The organism is Parazoarcus sp. PS-13 R2A (assembly GCF_057621855.1).
Genome location: NZ_JBYEXN010000019.1, coordinates 26,466 through 49,812, shown reverse-complemented (window position 1 = coordinate 49,812; position 23,347 = coordinate 26,466). Strand labels below are relative to the sequence as shown.

General features: G+C 64.1%; 21 protein-coding genes. 2 read left to right on the top strand and 19 right to left on the bottom strand.

Annotation, left to right across the window (positions count from 1 at the left end):
• Positions 1-72: 72 nt before the first annotated feature.
• The 4 genes from AC22G6_RS16540 to AC22G6_RS16525 form a co-directional block, all read right to left on the bottom strand.
• Positions 73-3,246: an efflux RND transporter permease subunit gene (locus AC22G6_RS16540; RefSeq protein ID WP_487367669.1), complete on the bottom strand. Its 3,174-nt coding sequence runs from the start codon at positions 3,244-3,246 to the stop codon at positions 73-75.
• The gene (locus AC22G6_RS16535; protein WP_487367668.1) at positions 3,243-4,337 is read right to left on the bottom strand and encodes an efflux RND transporter periplasmic adaptor subunit; all 1,095 of its coding nucleotides are present in this window, start codon (positions 4,335-4,337) and stop codon (positions 3,243-3,245) included. Before AC22G6_RS16535 ends, AC22G6_RS16540 begins: the two co-directional genes overlap by 4 nt.
• Positions 4,334-4,987: a TetR/AcrR family transcriptional regulator gene (locus AC22G6_RS16530; protein WP_487367667.1), complete on the bottom strand. Its 654-nt coding sequence runs from the start codon at positions 4,985-4,987 to the stop codon at positions 4,334-4,336. Before AC22G6_RS16530 ends, AC22G6_RS16535 begins: the two co-directional genes overlap by 4 nt.
• 165 nt (positions 4,988-5,152) lie before the next feature.
• Entirely contained in the window at positions 5,153-5,608 is a 456-nt protein-coding gene (locus tag AC22G6_RS16525; RefSeq protein ID WP_487367666.1) for a hypothetical protein, read from the bottom strand.
• A 153-nt stretch (positions 5,609-5,761) separates the two neighbouring features.
• Here AC22G6_RS16525 and AC22G6_RS16520 point away from each other — a divergent pair, with 153 nt between their 5' ends.
• A complete protein-coding gene (locus AC22G6_RS16520) occupies positions 5,762-7,165 on the top strand; it encodes an aminotransferase-like domain-containing protein (RefSeq protein ID WP_487367665.1) in 1,404 nt (467 codons plus the stop codon).
• 4 nt (positions 7,166-7,169) lie between these two features.
• On the opposite strand, the gene AC22G6_RS16515 is transcribed toward AC22G6_RS16520, so the two are convergent.
• Complete coding sequence (locus AC22G6_RS16515) at positions 7,170-8,870, bottom strand: carbonic anhydrase (RefSeq protein WP_487367664.1); 1,701 nt, start codon at positions 8,868-8,870, stop codon at positions 7,170-7,172.
• Between the two features lie 225 nt (positions 8,871-9,095).
• Between AC22G6_RS16515 and AC22G6_RS16510 the strand changes: the two genes are divergently transcribed.
• Complete coding sequence (locus tag AC22G6_RS16510; protein WP_487367663.1) at positions 9,096-10,739, top strand: tetratricopeptide repeat protein; 1,644 nt, start codon at positions 9,096-9,098, stop codon at positions 10,737-10,739.
• A gap of 19 nt (positions 10,740-10,758) precedes the next feature.
• Here AC22G6_RS16510 and AC22G6_RS16505 read toward each other — a convergent pair whose 3' ends face one another.
• From AC22G6_RS16505 to AC22G6_RS16440, 14 genes are all read right to left on the bottom strand, one after another.
• Positions 10,759-11,196 carry a pilin gene (locus tag AC22G6_RS16505; protein ID WP_487367662.1) on the bottom strand — a complete coding sequence of 146 codons (438 nt, stop codon included), beginning with the start codon at positions 11,194-11,196 and terminating at the stop codon, positions 10,759-10,761.
• A 360-nt stretch (positions 11,197-11,556) separates the two neighbouring features.
• Positions 11,557-12,276 (bottom strand): PEP-CTERM sorting domain-containing protein, encoded by a 720-nt coding sequence (locus AC22G6_RS16500; RefSeq protein ID WP_487367661.1) that lies wholly within the window; start codon positions 12,274-12,276, stop codon positions 11,557-11,559.
• A gap of 279 nt (positions 12,277-12,555) precedes the next feature.
• Positions 12,556-13,878 carry an acetyl-CoA hydrolase/transferase family protein gene (locus tag AC22G6_RS16495; protein WP_487367708.1) on the bottom strand — a complete coding sequence of 441 codons (1,323 nt, stop codon included), beginning with the start codon at positions 13,876-13,878 and terminating at the stop codon, positions 12,556-12,558.
• Between the two features lie 60 nt (positions 13,879-13,938).
• A complete protein-coding gene (locus tag AC22G6_RS16490) occupies positions 13,939-14,319 on the bottom strand; it encodes a (2Fe-2S) ferredoxin domain-containing protein (RefSeq protein ID WP_487367660.1) in 381 nt (126 codons plus the stop codon).
• Complete coding sequence (cobJ, locus tag AC22G6_RS16485) at positions 14,316-15,299, bottom strand: precorrin-3B C(17)-methyltransferase (protein ID WP_487367659.1); 984 nt, start codon at positions 15,297-15,299, stop codon at positions 14,316-14,318. The genes AC22G6_RS16490 and cobJ overlap by 4 nt, the downstream gene beginning before the upstream one ends.
• Complete coding sequence (locus AC22G6_RS16480) at positions 15,296-15,691, bottom strand: cobalamin biosynthesis protein (RefSeq protein ID WP_487367658.1); 396 nt, start codon at positions 15,689-15,691, stop codon at positions 15,296-15,298. The genes cobJ and AC22G6_RS16480 overlap by 4 nt, the downstream gene beginning before the upstream one ends.
• Positions 15,688-16,464, bottom strand: a complete 777-nt coding sequence (locus AC22G6_RS16475; RefSeq protein ID WP_487367657.1) for a cobalamin biosynthesis central domain-containing protein — start codon at positions 16,462-16,464, stop codon at positions 15,688-15,690. The genes AC22G6_RS16480 and AC22G6_RS16475 overlap by 4 nt, the downstream gene beginning before the upstream one ends.
• 309 nt (positions 16,465-16,773) lie before the next feature.
• A complete protein-coding gene (gene cobI / locus AC22G6_RS16470; RefSeq protein WP_487367656.1) occupies positions 16,774-17,613 on the bottom strand; it encodes a precorrin-2 C(20)-methyltransferase in 840 nt (279 codons plus the stop codon).
• Positions 17,606-19,015 carry a precorrin-6y C5,15-methyltransferase (decarboxylating) subunit CbiE gene (gene cbiE, locus AC22G6_RS16465; RefSeq protein WP_487367655.1) on the bottom strand — a complete coding sequence of 470 codons (1,410 nt, stop codon included), beginning with the start codon at positions 19,013-19,015 and terminating at the stop codon, positions 17,606-17,608. The genes cobI and cbiE overlap by 8 nt, the downstream gene beginning before the upstream one ends.
• A complete protein-coding gene (locus AC22G6_RS16460) occupies positions 19,008-20,186 on the bottom strand; it encodes a cobalt-precorrin-5B (C(1))-methyltransferase (protein WP_487367654.1) in 1,179 nt (392 codons plus the stop codon). Before AC22G6_RS16460 ends, cbiE begins: the two co-directional genes overlap by 8 nt.
• A 7-nt stretch (positions 20,187-20,193) precedes the next feature.
• Complete coding sequence (locus AC22G6_RS16455) at positions 20,194-20,874, bottom strand: precorrin-8X methylmutase (RefSeq protein WP_487367653.1); 681 nt, start codon at positions 20,872-20,874, stop codon at positions 20,194-20,196.
• Positions 20,875-20,896: 22 nt separating this feature from the next.
• Positions 20,897-21,796: a sirohydrochlorin chelatase gene (locus AC22G6_RS16450; protein ID WP_487367652.1), complete on the bottom strand. Its 900-nt coding sequence runs from the start codon at positions 21,794-21,796 to the stop codon at positions 20,897-20,899.
• The gene (cobM, locus tag AC22G6_RS16445) at positions 21,793-22,614 is read right to left on the bottom strand and encodes a precorrin-4 C(11)-methyltransferase (protein ID WP_487367651.1); all 822 of its coding nucleotides are present in this window, start codon (positions 22,612-22,614) and stop codon (positions 21,793-21,795) included. Before cobM ends, AC22G6_RS16450 begins: the two co-directional genes overlap by 4 nt.
• 4 nt (positions 22,615-22,618) lie before the next feature.
• Positions 22,619-23,245, bottom strand: coding sequence for an energy-coupling factor ABC transporter permease (locus AC22G6_RS16440; protein ID WP_487367650.1), 627 nt, complete (start codon positions 23,243-23,245; stop codon positions 22,619-22,621).
• Positions 23,246-23,347 lie beyond the last annotated feature (102 nt).

The window sequence follows — 23,347 nt, the reverse complement described above, 5'->3', positions numbered from 1 at the left end:
GCTGTGCCCCCGACCGGCTGAGCCATCGTGCTGGCCAATGTGGGGGCGGGCGGTGCAAGTCGCGCCGGCATATCACGTGGCCTCGGCCTTCGCCGCGGGCCTTACCCGGTACCAGGCGGCATAGAGCGCGGGCAGAAACAGCATGGTGAGCAGGGTTGCGACGGTCAGTCCGCCCATGATGGCCACCGCCATCGGCCCGAAGAAGGCCGAGCGCGACAAGGGGATCATGGCCAGAATGGCCGCGGCCGCCGTGAGCATGATGGGGCGGAAGCGGCGCACGGTGGACTCCACGATGGCCTCCCATGGCGGATGACCTGCGTGCGTGTCCTGTTCGATCTGGTCGACGAGGATCACCGAGTTGCGCATGATCATGCCCGACAGCGCGATCGTGCCCAGCATGGCGACAAAGCCGAAGGGCTTGTTGAAGGCGAGCAGGAAGGCAGTGACGCCGATCATGCCCAGCGGCGCCGTCAGTACCACGATCAGCGTGCGCGAAAAGCTCTGAAGCTGCAGCATCAGCACGGTGAGTACGACCAGAATGAAGAGCGGTACGCCGGCCGCAACCGAGCTGCCCCCCTTGCCGCTCTCTTCGACCGAGCCGCCGACTTCCAGACGGTAGCCCAGTGGCAGTGTCCTTTCGATGCTGGCAATTTGCCCCGCAAGCTGCCCGACCACGACGGCGGGCTGGACCGTGCCGTACAGACTGGCACGGACGGTCACCGTCGGAACCCGGTTGCGGCGCCAGATCACGCCCTCCTCGAAGCCGTACTCTGCGGTGGCGACCTGCGCCAGCGGCACACTGCGCCCGCCACTGACAGGCAGTGCGAGGTCTGGCAGCAGGCCAAGATGCAGCCGCTCCGAGGCCGAGCCGCGAAGCACGACCGAGATGGTTTCCGTGCCTTCGCGGAACTGGGTGACGGTCGTGCCCTGCAATGAGGTGGCGAGCAGGGTGGAGATGTCCGCGCTCGATACACCCAGCAGGCGTGCCTTGTCCTGGTCGATCTTCAGCCGGATGGCCTTGGACGGCTCCTCCCAGTCAAGATGCACGTTGGACAGGTGGGGGTTGGATCGCATCGCGTCCGCGACCTGATGGGCGAAGCGTCGCATCTCGTCGGCATCCTGCCCGCTGACCCGGTACTGCACCGGAAATCCCACCGGCGGGCCGTTCTCCAGGCGGTTGACGGTGGCCCGCAGCGGCCATGGCTCGGACTCGAACAGCTCGATCAGCCGGGTGCGCAGGGCTTCGCGCTCGGCGCTGCCCTTGGTGAGCACCACGAACTGTGCAAAGTTGGTCTGTGCCAGTTGCTGATCGAGCGGAAGGTAGAAGCGTGGGCTGCCGCCGCCGAGCCAGGCGACGTAGTTGTCGATTCCGTCCTGTTGCTCAAGGAAATGCTCGACGCGTTTCACTGCTGCTTCAGTCGCCTGGTGCGAGGCGCCTTCGGTCAGGCGCAGGTCAACCAGCAGTTCAGGGCGGGTCGAGTCCGGGAAGAACTGCTGCGGAACCGCGCGTACGAATACCACCAGCGACAGCGCGAAAATAAGCAGGGTGGCTGCGATCACGATCCAGCGGTGACGCACACAGGTGCTGACCAGCGCGCGAAAGCGGTTGTAGAACGGGGTGTGATAGATCGCAAATTCGTCGTGCTGTTCATGGGGTTGGCGCGCGCGCGCGGCCATGCGCGCCCCGATTTCTGGCGAGATCCGTGCGATCACCCGTGCCAGCAGCGAAGGCTTGCCATTCTTCTTGCGGAAATCCGGCAGCAGGTGAAAGCCGAGGTATGGCACGAACAGGACCGCTGCGACCCAGGACACCAGCAGCGCGATCACCGTGACCTGAAAGATTGAGCGCGTATATTCGCCGGTGGCCGAGGCCGCGGTGGCAATCGGCAGGAAGCCTGCTGCCGTGATCAGCGTTCCCGAGAGCATCGGCATCGCGGTCGAGGTGTAGGCAAAACTGGCGGCTTTTGCACGCTCCCAGCCCTGTTCCATCTTGGTTGCCATCATCTCGACCGCAATGATGGCGTCGTCTACCAGCAGGCCAAGCGCAATGATCAGCGCACCGAGCGAAATCTTGTGCAGTCCGATATCGAACATGGACATGAACAGAAAGGTGATCGCCAGCACCACCGGGATGATGATCAGCACCACCACGCCAGTGCGGAAACCGAGCGACAGCAGGCTGACCGCCATCACGATCACGACCGCTTCGGCCAGGACCTTGACGAACTCTCCGACCGAGTTGCGTACCGCGCGCGGTTGGTCGGCGACGCGCTCGAGCCGGATGCCCAGTGGCAATTGCGACTCGATGCGGGTCACTGCATCGTCAAGGTGGTGACCGAGCGCGACAATGTCGCCGCCGTCGCGCATGGAAACGCCAATGCCGAAGGCGTCCTCGCCCATGAAACGCATGCGTTCGCCGGGTGGGTCGATCAGTCCGCGCTTCACTTCTGCCACGTCACCAAGACGAAAGGCGCGACCCTTGGCCCGAAGCAGAGTGTCGCGGATTGCGTCGAGGTCGTCGAAGGTGCCACTGGGGCGCAACCAGATGCGTTCGTCGGCGGTTTCAAAGTAGCCGGCACCTGTCACCGCGTTCTGGGTGGACAGGGCGCTGGCGATGTCGGTGATGTTCAGGCCGAAAGTCGCGAGCTTGGTGTTGGACAGTTCGATGTAGATGCGCTGCGACTGCTCGCCGAAAAAGCTGACCTTGGCTACGTCCTTGACGCGCAGGATCTCGTTGCGGATCGCCTCCGCATGGCGCTTGAGTTCTGCATGGGGCACACCTTCGCCGACGACGGCGAAGACGTTGCCGTAGGTGTCGCCGAACTCGTCGTTGAAATAGGGGCCTTTGACACCGGTCGGCAAGGTGTTCTGCATGTCGCCGATCTTCTTGCGAACCTGGTACCACACGTCCGGAATGTCACGCGAATGGGTGGAGTCCTTGGCGAGGAAGAACACCAGGGTTTCACCCGGCTTGGAATAGCTGCGCACGACATCGATCTGATCGACTTCCTGGAGCTTCTTCTCGATCTTGTCGGTCACCTGCGCTTCCATCTCGCGCGCACTGGCGCCGGGCCATTCGGCCTTGACCACCATGACCTTGAAGGTGAAGGGCGGATCTTCCGATTGCCCCAGCCGGGTATAGGACAGCATCCCGATCAGGGTCAGTGCCACGAGGAAGTAGAGCACCAGCGAAGGGTGCGCCAGTCCCCATTCGGAGACGTTGAAACGCGAGCGCGCGGCCTTCATCGCTTTACGTCCAGTGCGGGTGTGCTGCCCTCTTCGACGGGGCGTACCGCTGCGCCGGCGACGAGTTTATGTACGCCGGCAACGACTACCCGGCTGCCCTCAGGCAGTCGGTCGCGCAGAACCGCACCGTCTTCGCGAAAGGCGAGGACGTCGACTGCAATGGGGCTGAGCCGGTTTTCGCGGTCGACCAGCCAGATCGAAGCCTGCTCGCCGTTGCGGGTCACCGCACTCAGCGGCAGGACAAGTCGGCTTGCCTGAGCGCGGGAAAACGACGCGGTTGCCGTTGCCCCGAGCGGCAGGGCGTCGCCGTCTGGCAGGCTGATGCGTACGCCATAGGTCCGTGTGGCACTGTCCGCTACGGGCGACACTTCACGCACGATTCCGGGAGATGGCTGATCCTGCGCAATCCACGGGCGTACTTCGACTGCTTCGCCCGTTTCAATCGAACCAATCCTGCTTTCGGGAACGTAGATCAGGAGCTCGCGCTCTCCGGGGCGGGCAATGCGAAAGACCGCCTGGCCGGCCGAGACCACCTGGCCCGCTTCGGCGAACACCTGAGTGATGACGCCGGCACTGTCGGCATGGAGTTCGGTGTAGGCGGTCTGGTTGCTGGCTGTCGCCGCCTCCATGCGCGCCTGCTGCAGTCTGGCCTCTGCGGCATCGAGTGTTGCGCGCTGAGAGTCGAGCGCGGACGCGCTGACAAAGCCCTTTGCGAGCAAGGCCTCGGTGCGCTTGAGTTCGACGCGCGCAAGTGCGGCGTCCGCTTCGGCCGCAGTAATCTGGCTTCTGGCCGCCGTGGCGGCGAGTTGGGCGTCCTGCGGGTCGAGTCTCGCAAGCAGTTGCCCGCGGGTGACGAGGGCGCCGACATCGACACTGCGTTCGGTCATCTTGCCGCCGACCCGAAACGCGAGTTCGCTTTCAAAGCGCGCCCGGATTTCGCCCGTATAGGTCTGGACCGACGCTGCGTTGGCGGCGCCGTCGAAGCTGCGTACCAGTACGGCCGGGGTGACGGGGGCTTGCGTTGCGGGTGGTGAGCAGGCAGCGAGCGCAACAAGCAGTGGGAGAGCCGACATCAGGCGTAGCAGTTTCATGAGTGTTTTTCCTGTTCGTCGTTGCGGACGGTGAGCCCGTGGAGGACGAGGTCGATATGGGCGTCCACATAGGCGAGGGCGTCGACCTTGCCGCCGCAGCAGCTGGCAAAGGAATGTTTCCAGTTCGCGAGATGGACCAGGGGTGCAACCAGCAGCGTGCTGGTCAGTACGGGATCGACAGGGCGGAAAAGACCCTGGGCGATTCCGCGTTGAACTGCGGTACGCAGCAGTGCAAGACCACGCTGGATCACGACCTCGTCATAATAGCGGGCGAGCTCGGGAAAGTTGCCGGCTTCGGACATCATGAGCTTGGGAATGCCGCCCAGTGGTGTGCTGCCGATCAGCTCCCACCATGACAGCAGGAAGGTGCGCAACAGCGCGATGGGGTCGTCCGGAGACTCCGTGAGCATCGCTTCGCCGGCCTCGATCGTCGGGACGACGCCCTCGCTGATGACAGCCTTGAACAAGGCTTCCTTGCTGTCGAAATACAGGTAAAGCGTGCCCTTCGATACGCCCGCTCGCGCTGCGATCTCATCGAGTCGGGTGGCAGAGAAGCCCTTCTCGACGAACAGGGCCAGTGCGGCTGCGGTCAGCTCCTGCGGGCGGGCTTCCTTGCGCCGGCGGCGCGGCGCCACCTCCTTAGCGGGCATTCGCTGGCACCTCGAGACGGGGCGCAGTGTTCCCGGTAAGGAAGTGTCCTTGTGTTGAAGCGGTGCTCCGTTCCCGGACTCGAATGGGTTGCGACGGCATGCGCTGCTCCGCGTTTAATAACTGACTGGTTAGTCATTAAACGCGGTTTCAAGGCAGGCGGCAAGTCAATTCTCGAGGTCTTTTCCTGCCATGGCCTGAAGGCTCGCAGGCAGCGTTCTGCATGCGGTGCCGGTGCGAAAGATCATGCTGCGCAAGGCGACCCCGGGTGGAACGGGTGAGGGGGTGTCAGCGCTGGTCTTCCAGCTTTGGATTTGCCTGAGCGAGCGCGCGTCGAAGGCTGCGCCCCCCCGATCGCTCCACAGCCACAGCCGGTTGCCTTGCTCATCCAGGGTCATCGCGACCGGGCACAGGCCTGAAGGCAAACGGATGCTGCCCAAGGGCGCGACGCCGTTGCGGAACGAGTAAACATCGACCTGGGTCCGCTCGGGGTTCAGGCGATAGATCGACTGCCGTTCCGGCCAGGCAATATCCACTGCCGTGTCTGTCTGCGGCTGACCGCAACCGGCGAGCATGGTGCAGGCTGCAAACAGTGCGAGGGAAGTGAAAGATCTCTGGTTCATGTCTGGCTCCTTGACAGTCGTGCTTCGTGGACCAGACACTACCTGACACTTTGTTGTCTGAAACGGACACCTTGCCCGATCAATGCTGGAATCGTACCGGTCGAACGAGCGGTACAGGCTTGTTCGACACCCTTCGCACCCTGGAGTACTGCAATGCTGATGGTCAGTCTCGATAGTTCGCAAGCCACGCCGCTGGTGGAGCAGATCGTCGATGCGGTTCGCACCCAGATCGACGACCGCATCCTGCGCCCCGGCATGAAACTGCCGCCAATCCGCAAGCTCGCGGAGAGTCAGCTGGTCAGCCGGTTTACCGTGGTGGAGGCCTACGACCGGCTGGTTGCGCTCGGCTACCTGCGCTCGCGCCGCGGTTCGGGCTTCTATGTCGCGCCCCGTCGCGAGCGTGGAGAGGGAAGACAGCAGGCAAGCACCGATCGCGCCGTCGATGTGGCGTGGATGATGCGTCAGGGGCTGGATGACCGTCCTGGTCTGATCAAGGCCAGCGCGGGCTGGTTGCCGTCGGACTGGCTGGACGGAGACGGCTTGCGCCGACATTTGCGGACGCTCTCGCGGCGCCCCGACGTTCGCCTGACGAGTTATGGAACGGCACAGGGCTATCTGCCGCTGCGCCAGCAGTTGCAGGTCAAGCTCGCCGAGTTCGGAATCGGGGCCGCGCCGCATCAGATCGTGCTGACCGAGGGCGCCACCCGCGCGCTCGACATCCTTGCCCGGCACCTGGTCAAACCGGGGGACACCGTGCTCGTGGACGATCCCGGCTACTTCAACTTCTTCGGCAACCTGCGTCTGCAGGGCGCGACGCTGGTGGGGGTGCCGCGAAACATCGATGGCCCGGATGTGGCGCAACTGGAGGCGCTGCTCGCCCACCACAAGCCCAAGGTGTTCTTCACCCACTCTGTGCTGCACAACCCGACCGGGGCGAACCTGTCGCCTGGGGTCGCGTTCCGCATCCTGCAACTGGCCGAGAAACACGACTTTCTGGTGATCGAGGACGATACCTACGCCGACTTTCATCCCCACTCGACCACCCGGCTTGCAAACCTCGATCAGCTCAACCGGGTGATCTTTGTCGGTAGCTTCTCCAAGACCCTGTCGGGGAGTCTGAGGGTGGGCTATCTGGCCGCGCGCCCCGATCTCGCGGCCGAGCTGAACGATGTGAAGACGCTTACCGCTTTGTGTTCGAGCGAGTTCAATGAGCAGCTGGTGTACCAGATGCTGACCGATGGACACTACCGGAAGTATCTGGACCGGTTGCAGGGGCGGCTCGCGCAGGCGAGCGATGCGTGTCTGCGCATGCTCGAACGCGTCGGGCTGGAAGTGTATCTGGAGCCCAAAGGCGGCCTGTTCATCTGGGCCAGGCCACCCGGGTTCGAGGATGTGGCGGAGATTGCCTCGCGGGCTGCGGAGCAGGACATCATGCTCGCGCCCGGCAAGGTCTTTCGTCCCCAGATGCAGCCCAGCCCGTGGATGCGTTTCAATGTGGCGTTTGCAACCCAGCCCCGGGTTGAGCGCTTCCTGAGCGACGCGCTCGATACAGCGTGAGCGCTTAGCGCGACTCCAGCACCAGCCTGCCGTTGGTAGGCTGAATCGGTCGCGAGTTGCGCGGGTAGAGCCGGTTGAAAATTGCGAGCTGATCGTCCGACAGTGAAACCGTCTGCTTCATTACCACCCACAGGACCTCTTCGGTGCAGGGCGGCGTGGTCTGCGATCCCATGTAGAGGAAATGCGCTGGCTGCGTTGGCAGAAAGGCCGCAAGGTCTATGGTTACATCGGGCATGTAGGTGTTGCCCTTCTCCAGCGGCAGATTGTTGAGTACGGCCTGCAGCATCGCGTTCGGCTGCTCGCCGCGCTCAAGCAACACGGCCACGATGGCCTGCCGGCCTTCCGCGCTGCGGTGATGGAAGTGCACCGCCATGTCGGAGGCACCACCGCCCACCCGCTCTTCGGACGGACGGTGCAGGGTCAGGTGTTCAAGTTCGTAACGCCTGCCACGCACCTCGATGCTCATGCCTTCGCCGACCGACACTCGCAGCAGGTTTCCGGTGTCGGTGGTACGAAAGCGTGTCGCACGGTAGTCGAACTTCACCGGGTCGAGATCCACTGCAACCCCGTTCTGCAGGTTGATCGGTGACTGGCGCTTGCCTTCGCTGCAGATCTTCCAGTCCGGCCGCAGGCTGCCCCAGCGCTCCGGGCCGGTGTCGCCACCGTAGCTCCAGCCTTCGCCTTTCACCTGCTCGACGGTGAGCGATGGGCTTGGCTTCACTTGCATCTTACTTTCCGGCGCTGCCTTCGGTTCTTTCTTCACCACAGGTGCCTTCGGCTTTGCGGCCGGCCTCGGCGGGCGGGTGGGTGGTGCAGCTTCCTTCTTCACGGTTTCTGCGACCTTGTCGCGCGGCGGAGGCGGTTCTACCTTGGCTGGCGCGGGCGCAGAGATCCGCATCGCCGGCTTCGGCTCGACGGTCTCAGGCTTTGCCGGCGCATCCTTGACCGCGTCCTTTGCAAGCAGGGGGGCGAGATTCGGACGAATGGACGGGATCGGCATTGCCGCAGGCGTCGGCTCAGGGGCGACCTCCGCTGCCGCCCTCTCCTTGATTAAGGCCTCTGCGGGTGTGTCCTTGACCGGCGGGGCCGCAACTGCAGGCGCTGCCGCCTTTGCAGGTGGCTTCTCGGGTGGCTTTGCCACCGGCGGCTGCGGCTCGGCCTTCGCAGTTGCGGCGGCGGGCGGTTTGGCCGGCGGCTGGACCAGCGGTGGCACGGCAGCGACGGGCCGGGTTTCAGCGCTGGCAGCGGCAGCCGACTGGCTGGCAGCATCTGCAATCTTTGCCAGGTCTGCGAGTCCGGGCGGTTTGCACACCTCCCGCCACATCCGCTCATCCACGGAGTTTTTTGCCACCACGACGGGCGTCTGATCGGCGACCGACTCTTCCCGCAGCACCCGCTCTGCGGCATCCAGATACACCCGCTTGATGGTGAAGAAGCTGTTGTTGCGACAGTCGTAGCGATTGAGCGCCTTCACCGTGCGATAACCCGCTTGCGCGGCTTCCTCGTTCCCGAGCACCACGCGCCCCCATGACACCTTGGTGCCACGGTCGGAGTCGAAGATGCTCGCGCGGTCGATCTCGATGGTCCGCCCCTTGTCGCTGAGGACCTTCTGCCAGTCGGCGGCATCAACCGGCGCGCTGACGAGCAGAGCCGCCGCGAGCAAGAGATACCGTAGAGAGGAGTGGGGTGGAAAAGGGGTGGTCATCGAAATTCCTTTGCGCTGTAGACAGTTTCGGCAGCGCGCCGAATATCTTTAGACTGTCAGCGCTTTTCTCCGGGAAGGAAGCTGGGAACTCGAAGTCGTATTCTCCCCTGTTTGGGCAGCGTGCCCACGTGAGTGCGTCTTGCGTCCGCAGTGCCTGCCTGGTGCTGTGCTCCATGTCTTGAAGACTTTTGCCGCAGGGATGTCAGGTAATCGGATGATGAAACAATGAACAAGACTCGCTCACTGGTGCTTGGACTCGTCGCAGTCTTCACGGTCGTGCTCTATGCCCCGTTCTTTTCCAACCCACTCGTGTTTGATGACCATAACCTGTTCGCGGGGGGGCGGGTGTTTGATCACGCCCAGAATGTCTTCGATTTCTATGCCCGGACATTTCCGTACTTCACCATCGGGTTCATACAGCTGATTTTCGACAGCATAGAAGTTCAGCGCGCTTTCAACCTCATGCTGCATCTCGCGAATGTCTTCGTGCTGATTGCGCTGTGCTCAAGGGTCTCCAGAGTTGATCTTTCAGTGCCGCCCAGCACTGCCGTGTGGGGGGCGATTGCAGCCTGTGCCGTGTTCGCCGTTCATCCGGTCGCGGTCTACGGTGTTGCCTACCTTGTCCAACGAACGGTCTTGTTTGCCTCGCTGTTCTCCTTGCTGTCCTTGCTCTTTTACTGGCGCGCCATTGAAGACGGGCGCTATCGGGATGTTGTCGTTTCGGCCTTGTTCTATGCGATGGCGGTGTTCTCAAAAGAGCATGCGATCCTGCTGCCTGCTGTTGCATGCGCGCTGGGCATCGCTGCCCGCAGACCGGGGGCGCTTCCCCGCACCGTGCTCTATCTGGCCTTGTGCGCATTGCCTGCGCTTCGTGTTTTTCTGTCCCTGAAAGGGCTGGTTGGGGCGGTCGCTGAGCCCGGTGCCCAAGAGGTGGCAATCGACCTGCTTGCTGACGCCAGCGCCGGGAAGGCGGCATCAAGCTGGTCGATCAGTGCGCTGGCACAGGCGGGGTTCTTCTTCCGCTACTGGTATCTGTGGATCGTTCCCGATACGGGTGCCATGTCCATTGATCTGAGGGCATATATATCTGGCGGCTCACCGGGCCTGACCGATGTATTCAAGCTGGTGGCGTTCGTGGCCTGTGGGCTCCTCGGCGCTGCACTCGTCTTTGTGTCAAGACGCTGGAAGCTCGCAGGCGTCGGCATTCTGTATTTCTGGATTTCGTTTCTCGTGGAGTTCTCGTCGGTCCGGTTTCAGGAGCCTTTTGTCCTCTATCGCAGCTATCTCTGGGCGCCTGGCTTTGTCATGGTGCTTGCCTCTCTCCTGAGACTGTTGCCGGTGAAGGGGCTTGTGGTGCTGACAGTGCTGGCCTGCGGCGTGCTGTTTTACCTGTCGGAGGATCGCCTGCAAAGCATGGAAAGTGAATGGTCTGCATGGGACGACGCAGCCAGAAAGCTGCCGGCTGCCGATGTCCGGGGTGCGGACCGGATCTTTTTCAACAGGGGCTTGCAGAGCATCAAGGCGGGGAGGATAGCGGAGGGGGTTGCCGATCTGGACCGGGTCATCGCGCTGAGCCCGGGCGTGCGTCAGGCCTATGAGCAGCGGGCAGAGGCGTACGTGAGGCTGGGGCGCTATCCGGAAGCCGTTGCCGACTTCAGCCACGCAATTGAACTGCACGAGGTGGGCGCTTCGTTCTACGGCAGAGGTCTTTCTTTCGAGCGCATGGGCTGCCTGATTGCAGCGGGCCGAGATTATGAGCGGGCCCGGACGCTGGGCGTCCTGTTTGCGAAAATGAAACTCGACGAACTTGCGGAAAAACGAACGGAAAAAGGGCAGGCTTCAGAGTCTGAAGCCTGCCCTTTGAGGTAGGACGCTTAGCTGGTGAAGCTTAGCAACCGAAGGTCTTGCTCATGTTGGCATGGGTGTAGCCGCAGGTCACAGCCCAGGTCACGGCAGAGTTGCCAACCGTCGGCGTGTAGGTCACGGTTGTGCCATCGTAGCCGGTACCGATGCTACGAAGCGTGGCCACGATCGCGCCGGTCGCTGCCGTTACAGTGATGCCGGAGACCTCGGTCGTTGCCGTCGGAGCGCCTGCAAGACCGAGCGAGGTCCAGCCGTTGGCCGGGATCGTGCCGACACCGGCGTTTTCCTGAGCGAACATCGCGACAGCGGTCTTGACCGGATCAACGGCGACGTTGACCTTCGAAAGCTTGGCGCGGGTGACGTAATCCTGATACTGGGGAATGGCCACAGCAGCCAGAATGCCGATGATCGCCACGACGATCATCAGTTCGATAAGGGTGAAACCTTGTTGGACTTTTTTCATGACTTCTCTCCTGAATGGATCAACACGGAAGACCCGCTTGGCTTAGCTATCGCAAGCGCTGTGCCAGTTCTTCGGTCTGGAGTGGGATGTTCAGGATATATTTGTGATTGTTATTCAATAACAGTGACTTGCGTGTTCTTTGTGAATGTCAGGGGCGATCGTGTCGCCAATTGGTTTCAATGTCCGGGTTTGAATTGTCACGCGCGACTGTCAAGCACTGACGTTTTCTGATTATGAATGTCAAATGTTGACGCTGGCTGACAGGAGACTGGCCAGTCAGATTCTGCTGCGCCTCATCCGGTCCCGCTCATCAATGAGAAACGCCCCTTGCGGGGCGTCGGCGTGATGGCGTTTCGGGTCCTAGACGTTGGCGCTGCGCCGGCGCGCCAGCGCTGCAACGGCGCCAATCCCCAGCAGTGCCAGCACGCCCGGCTCCGGCACGTCCTGAGCACGGCGCGTGACCGTGAGCTGATCCTGCGAGTTTCCTGCGCTCAGCGCGACGAAGTCGTACATCGTGGAGCTGTAGGGCTGGCTCCCGAGTTGGGTGTTCCATGTTGCGAGCTCGGTCAGCCAGGTCGTGGCCATGGTCAAAGCGCCGCCGAAACTCGATGTCGTGAGGAAGTTGCCGCCGCTCAGGCTCAGGCTGGCACCGTCCGTCACAATCTCCCATAGCGCGAGCTGGAATGCCGGTGCTGCGCCGGCGACGCTGCCTACGGTGTCGTAGTGCAGGTCGTAGAGGCGCGAGATGAGATTCTGCTGCGGCTGACCGAAGCGGTCTGCGAGGGAGCCAGTGGAGAACAGGGTGTCGCCACGCAGCAGGCTGGTCTTGGGTTCGATGCAGAAGCTGTTGAGCAGATCGTTGTCGTAAGCGCTTGCGCCCGGCGCCTTCTGCTTGAAACTGATCATGCCGGCGCTGACCGTCGAGGTCTTGATGGTGCCGTTGGAGATGACGCTGATGGAGCCGTTCGATGAGCCGGCGAGGACGTTCTGAAAATTCAGGATCAGGTCTGCATGCGCGACATTGGCACCGAGCGCACCGGCGCTGAGTGCGAGTGCGGTAATGAGGGGGCGAATGCGCATGTTGAGGGCTCCTGTTCGATCGGGTTGGGGATATCCCCGGCAATGGATAAATTATCCATTATTGGTTAAAACGCCGAAATCGAATAAAAGTGCTCTATGTGCGTTGCGTCACATCGCTGACGTCTTTAAGGCGTCTTCCCGTTCCATGCAGATGTCTGTTCAGGTGTTGGTGCCCCTGGGTGAGGCGGAAAGCAGATCGGAGACGGGAACGGGGTGTTCCGTTCGCGTCTCCGATCAGATGTTGCGAGTGGGCAGCTGTCACGGCCCACGGTTCAAGCGTCAAGCCAGATTCATCTTGCGCGCGGCCTCACGCAGTTCTTCGCGGAAGTTCGGGTGCGCGATGCCGATGAGCGCTTCCGCGCGCTGTCTGGCGGTCTTGCCTCGCAGTTGTGCAACACCGTACTCGGTCACCACGTAGTTGATGTCGTTCTTGCTGGTGGTCACGTGGGTGCCCGGGCACAGCACCGGCGCGATGCGCGAGATGGTGTCGTTCTTTGCGGTCGAAGGCAGCACGATGAAGGCCTTGCCGTTTTTCGAGCGGTTGGCTGCGCGCACGAAGTCCACCTGCCCGCCGGTACCCGAGTAGGGCGTGTGGCCGAGGCTTTCCGAACCGCACTGTCCGAGCAGGTCGATCTGCAGCGTGGCGTTGATGCAGCACAGATTGTCGTTGCGGGCTGCGATGTAGGGGTCGTTGGTGAAGTCGACCGGATGCATCTCCAGCATCGGGTTGCGATGCAGGAAGCGATACAGCTTGCGCGAACCGAGCGCGAAGGTGGCCACCATCTTGCCGGGCATGAAGGTCTTGCGGCGGTTGGTCACGGCACCACTTTCGATCAGCGACAGGATGCCGTCGCCGATCATTTCGGTGTGAATGCCGAGGTCGCGCTTGTGCTGCAACTGCATCACGACCGCGTCGGGAATGCCACCATAGCCAATCTGCAATGTGGCGCCATCGTCGATCAGCTCGGCCACGTGCTTGCCGATGGCTTCCTGGATCGGGCCGATGGTTGGCAGGCCGACTTCAAACAGTTCATCGTCGCTTTCGACCAGGCCGGACACCTGCGAGATGTGCACATGGCAGTCGCCATTGGCGTAGGGCACGTTCGGATTGACCTCGAGCAGGATGACGCGCGCCTTGCGCACGGCAGCCATGGTGTAGTCAGGCGCAAGCGAGAGCGAGAAGTAGCCGTACTCGTCCATGGGCGAAGCCATGGTCATGACCACGTCGGCCGGGGTCAGCCCGCGGTCGATCAGCATGGGCAGTTCGGAAAAGTAGGCGGGGACGAAATCGACCCAGCCCGACTGCCCACCTGCGCGGGTGGCGCCGCCGAAGAAATAGGCGTCATGCCGGATGTTGGCATGGGTCTCAGGGTCGAGGTAGGCGAACTTGCGCAGTGGCAAGATCTGGCTGACGGCGACATCGCGCAGCGTGTGGCGACGGTCGGACAGCGCCTGCAGCAGCGCAGGCGGTTCGCCAACGCCGGTCGGGACCACGACGGTGTTGCCGTTGCTGATCATGCCCACGGCGTCGGCCGGGCTCATCCTCTTCTGATCGTAAAGCGTCTGCATGCTCACCCTCTCTCTCCTATCAAATGCTTTTATATGCGTCTGTATAGGGGATTATACGTATATTCCATACCTGCGCGTATGGGCTGAACGGCGTCAGGCGGTAACGGTGGGGCCCTGGTGAAAGACGAGATCGGTAACCACCTTGCCGCCCACCAGGTGCTGGTCGACGATTCGCTGCATGTTTTCCGGGGTGACGTTGTAGTACCACACGCCATCAGGCTGCACGCACAGGATGGGACCGCCCTTGCACGCGGCAAAGCAGGACACCCGGGTGCGTTTCACGCGCAGCTCGCCCTGGTCCAGCCCCGCGAGCTTGAAGCGCTCGCCCAGGCTGTCGAACACGGCCTGCACCTCGCTGTTGGCGCTGCAGCGCGGACCGGTGCATACCAGCAGATGGCGGCGGTAGCTGCCGAGCTTCGGCTTTTCGACCAAGGCGCCTGTACCGGGTTCTTCAGTTGAGTCGTGGCTGTTCATGAGTGGCCTTCCTCGGTGGCGGGCTCGGCCTCAGTGTGGGGCAGGTCGGCAAGCGTGGCAACGATGTAGTCCAGTGGGAGTCTGTAATGCGCTGCCAGTTGTGCGGGCGTTTCATCGCTGGCGCGAAGGGAGTCCAGCCAGCCGTTGAGGCCGGTGCTGAGCGAGCGCCCGGCCTGTTCGCCACTGCGGGTGGCGCGCTCGCCATCGGCGACGTCGTACTTGTTGCTGTAGCCGCGTGGCGTCACCATCAGGCCGTCGCGCACGAAGGTGTTCGAGTTGCCGATGAGGACGGTGGTGAGCATGCCGATGTCGCACTCGCTCATTCTCTCCAGTGTGGTGAACTCGATGCGCTGCTTTGGACGATAGGCCGACTTGACGATCGCCACCGGGGTATCCGGCCGGCGGTGGCGCAGGAACAGGCGCTGGGCTTCGACGATCTGGCGTGTGCGCCGCCCGCTCTTGGGGTTGTAGAGCGCAACGACGAAATCGGCGTAGGCGACGGCGTCGAGGCGGCGCGCAATGGTGGGCCAGGGGGTGAGCAGATCGGACAGCGAAATGGCGCAGAAATCGTGCGTGAGCGGGGCGCCGACCAGCGCAGCGCAGGTGTTGAGTGCAGATGCGCCGGGGATGATCTCAACCTCGATGTCTGAGTCGGGTGTCCACCCGGCCTGGAACAGCACTTCGAAGGTCGGGCCCGCCATGCCGTATACACCGGCATCGCCCGAGGAAATCAGTGCCACCTTCTTGCCCTGCCGGGCGCGGGCGAGCGATTCGATGGCGCGGTCGAGTTCCTCCGTCATCGACTTCCTGATCACTTCCTTGCCTTCGAGCAGGTCGGCGACGAGCTTGATATAGGTGACGTAGCCGATGATGGTGTCGGCCTCCGCGATGGCGGCGCGCGCACGCGCGGTGAGGTGGTCGTGACTGCCGGGGCCGAGGCCCACGAGCATGATCTTGCCCTTGCCGGTTGTCGTGTTCATTCGGTAATCCTTGCGATGGAGATGGTGGCGTTCTTGCCGTCAGTGCCGCGCACCTTGTGTTTTTCGACCAGCAGCGCGTCCTGGCCTGCACTGGCGGCGAGCAGCGCGGCGGCTTCCGAGACCGAGGGTGTGCCGGTGTAACGACGCACGGTTTCGGACGGGTTGGGTACCGCGATCGCGGCGAGGCGGGGGGCCGGGTGATAGTCGATACGCCAGCCGTGAACGGCTGCGAGCAGTGCCAGGCCGGGTTCGTCTGCCTTGAGGTCGATGCTGGCTACGGCGCTGACGGCGTCAAGGCCGACGCCGGCGGCCGCCAGCGCTTCATTGACCGCACGGGCGAGGGTTTCGAACGGAGTGCCGCGGTCGCAGCCGAGTCCAAGTGCGACTCTCACTGCACGCTCGCGGCAGTGGGGCGGTAGATGACTTTCTTGCCACTCAAGCGCTCGGCAAGCGTGTCAGGCAGGCTGCGGTGGCTGACCCACAGCACGGCGCCGAAGGCATCCGGGTCGATGTCTTCAAGGCGATCGAAGCGGTGCAGGTTGGCGGGCAGGGCGCCGCTTCGACCGTTGGCGTGACGCGTCCACCAGTCGGTGCTGCCGGTTTCCTGTACCAGCGCAACCGGTTCGTCGTTCACTACGGCGGCGCTGGCTCGCACGATTTCGTCATGGCTGGCCTCGAAGGTCCAGCCCAGTTCGCGACCGAGCAGATCGACCGCGAGGGTTTCGCGGGCGTCGGAGGCCGTGGTGAGCACCTGCTGTGCGCCAAGGGTCTGGGCAAGCACGCCGGCCAGTGCGTTGGCGCCGCCCAGGTGCCCGGAGAGTACGGGGATGGCGTAACGCGCGGCTTCGTCGAGCACCACGACGCCGGGATCGCTTTCCTTGTTCTTCAGATGCGGTGCGATGAGTCGAACGACCGCACCGAGCGAGACGATACAGATGATGCCGTCGAAAGCCGCGAACAGTGCCGGGATCTGGTCACCGGTCTTGCCGGAGAAGCAGGCAAAGGCACCCGGTGCGGCCGCCTCGGCTTCGCGGTGAAATTTCTCCGGTGCGAACAGGGTGGCACCGGGCAGGGCGGCCACCACCTTGCCGGCGAGCGCAATGCCGTGCCGGGTGATCGAGACGACGGCGACTTTGTTATTGGGGAAGGGGAGGTGTTGGGTCATGTGTAAACGTCTTCTATGGGGTCGTTCTTCAGGTGGTGGTGATTGAACGCGGCAGGGGGGCTTGCGTGGAGCGCGCCGGGGTGTTCGGCCAGCGGGCTGTCGTGAGCGCCGGTTCGGCAGGCGGCGGCGGGGAAACAAGGCGATGCATGTCTGAGTGAGCGTAGCGAGCGAGTTTGCATCGCCGCCCCGACGGCGCTTGACGAGCCGGGAAGCCGAAGGCCGCGAGCGTCTGCCCGATGGCCGAATACCTCGGGTAAGCGCTTCACGCGAGCCCCCCGTAGAGCGTGGCACTGATCAGCGAGCTTCGCTTCACGTGGCGGCCTCTGCTGCTGCAGTGATATCCGAGCCCTCTGATCTCTTGCGACAGCCGCGGCGCAGTTCTCCGCGGACGCGCTTCGGGTTCTGCACGAGCAGCAGCGACAGGTAATTCACCTTCTCCCCGCGCAGGCTGGCGATGTCGCGCACCACCCGCTCCTCGGGTGAGCCAACCTTCTCGATGAAGCAGCTGGTGGCGATCAGCCCGCGTCGTTCGAGCAGGTCCAGCACTTCGTCCAGCAGCGGCTTGACCTTCATCAGCACCAGGGTGTCGAACTCGTCGAGCAGATGGTCGATTACCGGCACGCCGTAGGCCGCCGGGATGACGGCCAGGGTCTCGTCCTCTTCGGCCAGCGCCACATCCGCTCGGGCGGCGGCCGCGGCAAATGAACTGACGCCGGGGATGGTCTCCACTGCGACCTCAGGCGCCAGCTCGCGCACTGCGCGTGCAAGGTGGCGGAAGGTGGAGTAGGTGGAGGCATCGCCCTCGACCAGAAAAACCACATCGCGCCCGCTCGCCAGCAGCTCGACCGTGCGGCTCGCGGCACGCGCCCATGCCTTGGCCAGCGCGGTGGCGTCGCGCGTCATCGGGAAGACCAGTTCTGCAGCGTCGTCCGGAATCGTCAGTCCGCCACGGCGGGCGATTCCCAGTGCGTATGAAGTCTCCTCGGCGCGTTTGACCGGGTAGGCCCAGCGCGCGCCTGACTGCAGTGCCGCCCAGCCGCGGCGGGTGATGAGGTCGGGGTCGCCGGGGCCGAGCGAGACGCCGATCAGGCGGCCGAAGCTGCAAGAAGGGGGCGGTGCTTGAAGCGCGGTGGTGCGTACGTCATTCATGGGTGTTGCCTCCTGCGGGGTCTGATGGACGGTCTGCAGCCTGCGCGCTGACGATCCAAACGGGGTTCTGGGCAGCGAGGCGGTGCATGTCGAGAATCGGCTGACTGCGCGCGGCTGAGAGCATGGTGACGTCCCAGGTGGCGCCCAACTGCTGAAGCGTCTGGGTGGCGAGGGCAAGGTTTTCCAAGGTGACGAAGTTCATCACCAGGCGCCCGCCGGGCTTGAGCCGGGCAAGCGCCAGTGCGATCAGCTCGCCCAGTTCGCCGCCGGAGCCGCCGATGAAGGCCGCGTCGGGAGCAGGCCAGGCATCGAGGCCGGCGGGCGCCTTGCCCTCGAACAGGCTGTAGTTGCTGGCGCGCATGCGTCGCGCATTGACGCGGGCGTTGGCGGCATCGCCGCTGTTCTTCTCGATTGCCCACACGTGGCCGAGGTGAGCGATGCGGCTGGCCTCAAGTCCGACCGAGCCCGAGCCGGCGCCGATGTCCCACACGATGCTGTCGGCGCGCAGGCCGAGGCGGGCGAGCGAAACCGCACGTGCTTCGAGCTTTGTGATCAGCCCCTTCTCGGGCGTGCGTTGTACGTAATCGAGATCGTCGAAGCCGAACACCGGTGCGGTATGCGGAATGCTTGAGACGAGGTCGGGCGGGTAGCGTGTGGGTGCGTGCTCGTCGCCGGTCCGCCCGACACGTTCGATGATGACGACGTTGGGGGCAGGAAAGCGGCGGGTGGCTGCGTCGGCAAGGGTGAGGTCGGCAAAGACGGCTTCGTCCGCGTGGCACAGGCTGGCGACGACTGAGAGCCTGATGCTTTCGTGTGCATCGTCGCCATAGCCGGCGGCGAGCAGTGCGCGGGCGATGCGGTCCGGGCTGTTGTGCGGGCTGGTGAAGGTGGCGACCAGCGGATGGCTGGCGACCGCGCGCACCAGTTTGTACAGGCCGTGTGCCGGTGTCGGGCCAGGAGTCGATTCGTCACCGAGCCATTCGCCTGCATCGGGACCGTGGCAGGAGCTGATACGCGCGTCCTGCCACGGCTTCTTGAGGCGGGCGAAGGCGAGCTGAATGGTCGATAGCGCGGGCATGACCTCGACTGCGCCGGCACCGAGCTTGCCGATCAGAAAGCGGGCAATGCCGTGACACAGCGGATCGCCCGTGGCGAGTATCGCAACCGGTCTGCCCGCATCGAGCGCGCTGGCGATCCATCCTGGCGTTTGCGACAGCGCACCATCCATGTCGAGACACTCGGTGTCTTCGGGCAGGAAGGGCGCGACCAGATCAAGCGTGCGCCGAGCACCGATCAGAACGCTGGCGGCGCGCAGTCGTGCCTGGGCGGCTGCGGACAGGCTGGCCCAGCCGTCATCGATGACGCCGATCACGCTGCACAGCGGGCGTTGGTTTTCAGGCATGAGCGGGTTCCATCAGTTCTTCTTCGTTCAGGGTCACGATCGGCACGCCTTCGAAATTGCAGGCCAGCACGGTGAGGCGGTGGGGGCCTGGGTAGCGCTCGCGCAGGCTGCGGATGGCGCGGGCAGCGAGCGCGCGGTGAAAGGCCACGGCAAGGCCGAGCTCGGCCAGACGTTCGGCAGCGAAGCGGGCGGTTTCGGCGGCGCGGATCTCCTCGATCAGATCGGCTGGTGCGCCGACCTCGGCGGCGGCGCCGGCGATCAGGTCGCGGTCGACCTCCTCGCGCCACGCGTGCGTCACCGACAGGCCCTGGGCGATCTTGGTCAGCTTGCCCACCATCGCGCCGATGATGATGTGCTGCATGTCGTGCTTGAGCGCGGTGGTGAACGCGGCCTTGACGAAGTCGCCCATCTGCACGAAACAGGCTTCGTCGAGTTGCGGAAACTCGCGCATCGCGCATTTTTCGGTGCGGCCGCCCGTGGTGAATACCACTGAGGCCTGGCCCTGGTTCGCCGCCACATCCACAGCCTGGATCACGCTCGCGCGAAAGGCTGCGGTGGAATACGGGCGGACGATGCCGGTGGTGCCGAGAATGCTGATGCCGCCCAGAATGCCGAGCCGGGCATTCAGCGTTTTCTTGGCCATCTCTTCGCCACCCGGCACCGAGATGGTGACTTCAAGACTGTCGCCCGCGGACAGAATGGCTGCGCCTGCGGTGGCGACGTTTTCGGTGATGCTGCGTCGTGGTGCAGGGTTGATCGCGGGGCCGCCGACATCGAGCCCGAGGCCGGGCTTGGTGACGACGCCGACACCGGGTCCGCCCTTGAGGATGATGGCACCGCCCCCGCCAATGATGCGGCGCACGTCGGCGGTGAGTTGGGCGCCATGCGTGGCGTCGGGGTCGTCGCCTGCGTCCTTGATCGAGACCGCGTGCGCGCAGTCGCCTTCCGGGTGATGCGTCACGCGGCCGTCGCAGATGTTGAAGCGCACGCGCAGGGTGTTCGGCAGCACGCATTCGACCGCCTCGGGCACCACGCCCTGCACCAGTCCGAGCGTGGCCGCCGTGGCTGCGGCCGCGGCATTGGCGCCGGTCGAGAAGCCGGTGCGGTTGCCGCGGTCGCGCTTGGGATCACCCTTGCGAACCTTCTCGGGGAGCGTGTGACCGGCTGCCATGGCGTGTTCAGGCTTGCGCGGGCTGCAGCTGGCGTGCTTCGGCCAGTCCGAGCAGTGCATGCAGTGCCGCGACCACCAGCGTCGAGCCCCCCTTGCGCCCGCGGATCACGATCCACGGCACTTCGGTGAGCCCGGCCATCAGGTCCTTGGATTCGGCGGCGGAGACAAAACCGACCGGCATGCCGACGACCAGCGCCGGGCGTGCGCCTTCTTCGCGGATCAGGCGCACGATCTCGATCAGCGCGGTGGGCGCGTTGCCGATGCCGACCAGCGCACCGTCTAGCAGGCCTTGCCGGTGCGCCTTGCGCATCGCCTGCACCGCACGCGTCGTGTTCTCCGCCTTGGCGAGCTCGATGACGTCAGCGTCGGAGATGAACTGGTGGGCATGCATGCCGAAGTGCGCCAGTCGTGACGCCGACAGGCCGACACAGATCATCTCGACATCGGCCACGATCGCCGCTCCGCCCCTCAGGATGGCGGCCAGCCCCGCCTCGACCGCAGCAGGATGAAAGTCGGTGAGGCCGTTGAAGTCGAAGTCGGCATTGGCGTGAATCATGCGGCGCACGATGGGCCATTGCTCGGGGCGATAGTCGTGCCGGACGACCTCGGCGTCGATGACGGCAAAGGAATCATGCTCGATGGCACGACCCGCGGCGGTGAGCTGCTCGGTAACGGTGTTGGTGGTCATGGTCGAGTTCCGGACGCTGAGCTCAGGCGGGTGCATGGTCGTGGTGGTGTTCATGAGCGTGACCCTGCGAATGCGCGGCATGCACTTGGGTGTGGCTGTGGTCGTGCAGATGTTCGGCTTCAGCGGCGAGGCGATACTTGCAGCCGTCGCATTCGAGCAGGCCGCCTTCTGCGGCGCCCGACTCGCCGATGCGGCTGTCGAGCAGGTCGAAGATGCCCTTGTCGAAGCCGAAATGGGTGCCGAGGGCAAAGGCAATGTGCGGAAACTGGGCTTGCAGGCGTTCGGTCTGGGCCTTGATGCGGTCCATCAGCACGCCGCTGAAGAGATACACCGGCACGATGCAGATCTGCATCATGCCAAGGCGGATCTGGCGCTGAACCACGGTTTCGAGCCGCGGCCAGGTGATGCTGGTGAAGGCGAGGTCGACCAGATCGTGGTCGTAGTCTTCGAACACCCAGCGCGTCATGCGGGCAAGCTCGCCATTGGCACCGGCATCGGACGAGCCGCGGCCAAGCAGGATGACGCCGGTGGTGCGCGGGTCCGGGGTGGCGAGCTGGTGCAGCAGGCGGTCGAGCTGGCCCTTGAGCACGGCGAGCATCTCGCGGCCCATGCCCAGGTGGCGGGTGCACACGAAGTCCACCTCAGAATGGCGGGCGCGGGCACGCGATACTGCCGCCGGCAGTTCCATCTTCACATGGCCCGCTGCGTTGAGAATGAAGGGTACGACGGTGACCCGGCGTGCGTTCCGGGCGGCGCGGTCCAGGCCCTCGTCGAGCAGGACTTCCGCATGTTCGATGAAGCAGGCTTCGATGCGCCAGCCCGGGTGGCGCGCCTGCCACTGGGTGGCGAACTGCAGGATCTCGCGGTTGCCTTCGCGATTGCGCGAACCATGGCCGACGAGGAGGATGGTGTGATCGTTCATGACGGAATCTCGGTGGTTGCGCTTTCCGTGCCGTCGTCCTGCATCAGGGTGGCCTTGCGGAAACGGTGTGAAAAACCGGGGTCGTAGAGTTTGGAGCGGGCGATACCGGCCCAGTCGCGCGCGCCCAGCGCGGGGCTGGCGATGATCATGGCCTGCGAGGCGATCTTCTCGTCCTGGCAGCGACGCTTGATGTCGGCGAGCGTGCCGCGCACGATCTTCTCGGCGCCGGGCCAGCTGGCCTTCTGCACCACAACGATGGGTGCGTCCTCGGACCATCCGGCACTGCGCAACGCACGCTGGACCTCATGCAGCAGCGTGATCGACAGAAAGATGCACAAGGTGCTGCGGTGCGCTGCCAGCGCCTCGAGCTCTTCGCCCGCAGGCATCGGCGTGCGCCCGGCAACGCGGGTGAGAATTACGGTTTGCGTGACTTCAGGCAGGGTCAGGGTTTCGCCTGCCGCAGCCGCGGCGGCCATCGCCGAAGATACGCCCGGCACGACCTTCCACTGCACGCCGGCGGCGTCGAGCGGGCGGGTCATCTCCGCCAGCGCCCCATACAGCCCGGGGTCGCCGGTCTGCAGGCGCACCACCGTTGCATGACGGGCGCAGGCGTCGAGCAGCCATGCGCTCATCTCCTCCAGCGTCATGTCCTTGGAGTCGCGAATCTCGCAACCCGGTGGGGCAAAGCGCGTGGCAGCCTGGTCGACCAGCGACCCGGCAAAAAGGATTGCGCCCGCCTCTTCGAGCAGCCCGCGACCCTTGACCGTGATCAGGTCGGGGTCGCCGGGGCCGGCGCCGACGAACCAGATGACGCCCATGTGCTCAGCCTGCCCGCAGGGTGGTGCACAGCTTCATCGCCGGGCTGGCGGCATAGGGCTGCAGCAGGCGGATCAGGCTGAAGGTGATCAGCGGTTCGAGAACGACCAGCGGAGCATAGGCAATCGCGAAGGCAGCCCAGTCGGCAAGCGGCGTGGCCACTTCGCCAATGGTGAGCCAGAATCCGACCATCGACGTCACGCCGGCGTAGAACACGGCGTCGAGCTTCATGATGTTGCGCAGCCTGAGGCTGTCGAAGCGCTTGCCGACGGTGTGGTGCACCAGCATCAGTGGCACCGCGAGCGACAGGGTGTTGATACCGAGATGGACAAGATCGGTGGGTTCGAAGAACAGCCCCTGCAAGGCCAGACCGATGCCGAAACCAAGCAGCGTGGGCACGAATCCGAGGATCAGGTACATCGGCATCGCGCCGAGGAAATGCAGTTCGGACGGACCGACGGCAAGGTGAAAGCTCTGCATGAACACCGAAAAGAACAGCGCGGCGAGCAGCGAGCGCAGGATCAGTTGCGGTTGCCGCAGCAGCGGCAGGGCGTGACTGGCAAGCAGTCCGGTGGCTGCGATGTTGGCGGCAGCGATTTTGGCGGTGGAAACGTAACCCGGTTCGATATGCATGAAGAACTCCCCTCGTGTGCTTGGCTGGCGACCTGAAGCCGGGGAGGCAGGCGAAAGCGCGCATGGGCAGTCCATGAACGTGCGAACGGCTACGCAAAACGA

Bases quoted from the DNA above. Each gene is read 5' to 3' on its own strand.
- AC22G6_RS16440 (WP_487367650.1), bottom strand. From the start codon at position 23,245: ATGCATATCGAACCGGGTTACGTTTCCACCGCCAAAATCGCTGCCGCC.
- AC22G6_RS16530 (WP_487367667.1), bottom strand. From the start codon at position 4,987: ATGCCCGCTAAGGAGGTGGCGCCGCGCCGCCGGCGCAAGGAAGCCCGC.
- cobJ (WP_487367659.1), bottom strand. From the start codon at position 15,299: ATGAACACGACAACCGGCAAGGGCAAGATCATGCTCGTGGGCCTCGGC.
- cobI (WP_487367656.1), bottom strand. From the start codon at position 17,613: ATGAATGACGTACGCACCACCGCGCTTCAAGCACCGCCCCCTTCTTGC.
- AC22G6_RS16505 (WP_487367662.1), bottom strand. From the start codon at position 11,196: ATGAAAAAAGTCCAACAAGGTTTCACCCTTATCGAACTGATGATCGTC.
- AC22G6_RS16455 (WP_487367653.1), bottom strand. From the start codon at position 20,874: ATGACCACCAACACCGTTACCGAGCAGCTCACCGCCGCGGGTCGTGCC.
- AC22G6_RS16475 (WP_487367657.1), bottom strand. From the start codon at position 16,464: ATGACCCAACACCTCCCCTTCCCCAATAACAAAGTCGCCGTCGTCTCG.
- AC22G6_RS16535 (WP_487367668.1), bottom strand. From the start codon at position 4,337: ATGAAACTGCTACGCCTGATGTCGGCTCTCCCACTGCTTGTTGCGCTC.
- cbiE (WP_487367655.1), bottom strand. From the start codon at position 19,015: ATGCCTGAAAACCAACGCCCGCTGTGCAGCGTGATCGGCGTCATCGAT.
- AC22G6_RS16450 (WP_487367652.1), bottom strand. From the start codon at position 21,796: ATGAACGATCACACCATCCTCCTCGTCGGCCATGGTTCGCGCAATCGC.
- cobM (WP_487367651.1), bottom strand. From the start codon at position 22,614: ATGGGCGTCATCTGGTTCGTCGGCGCCGGCCCCGGCGACCCCGACCTG.
- AC22G6_RS16540 (WP_487367669.1), bottom strand. From the start codon at position 3,246: ATGAAGGCCGCGCGCTCGCGTTTCAACGTCTCCGAATGGGGACTGGCG.
- AC22G6_RS16525 (WP_487367666.1), bottom strand. From the start codon at position 5,608: ATGAACCAGAGATCTTTCACTTCCCTCGCACTGTTTGCAGCCTGCACC.
- AC22G6_RS16500 (WP_487367661.1), bottom strand. From the start codon at position 12,276: ATGCGCATTCGCCCCCTCATTACCGCACTCGCACTCAGCGCCGGTGCG.
- AC22G6_RS16460 (WP_487367654.1), bottom strand. From the start codon at position 20,186: ATGGCAGCCGGTCACACGCTCCCCGAGAAGGTTCGCAAGGGTGATCCC.
- AC22G6_RS16510 (WP_487367663.1), top strand. From the start codon at position 9,096: ATGAACAAGACTCGCTCACTGGTGCTTGGACTCGTCGCAGTCTTCACG.
- AC22G6_RS16520 (WP_487367665.1), top strand. From the start codon at position 5,762: ATGCTGATGGTCAGTCTCGATAGTTCGCAAGCCACGCCGCTGGTGGAG.
- AC22G6_RS16515 (WP_487367664.1), bottom strand. From the start codon at position 8,870: ATGACCACCCCTTTTCCACCCCACTCCTCTCTACGGTATCTCTTGCTC.
- AC22G6_RS16490 (WP_487367660.1), bottom strand. From the start codon at position 14,319: ATGAACAGCCACGACTCAACTGAAGAACCCGGTACAGGCGCCTTGGTC.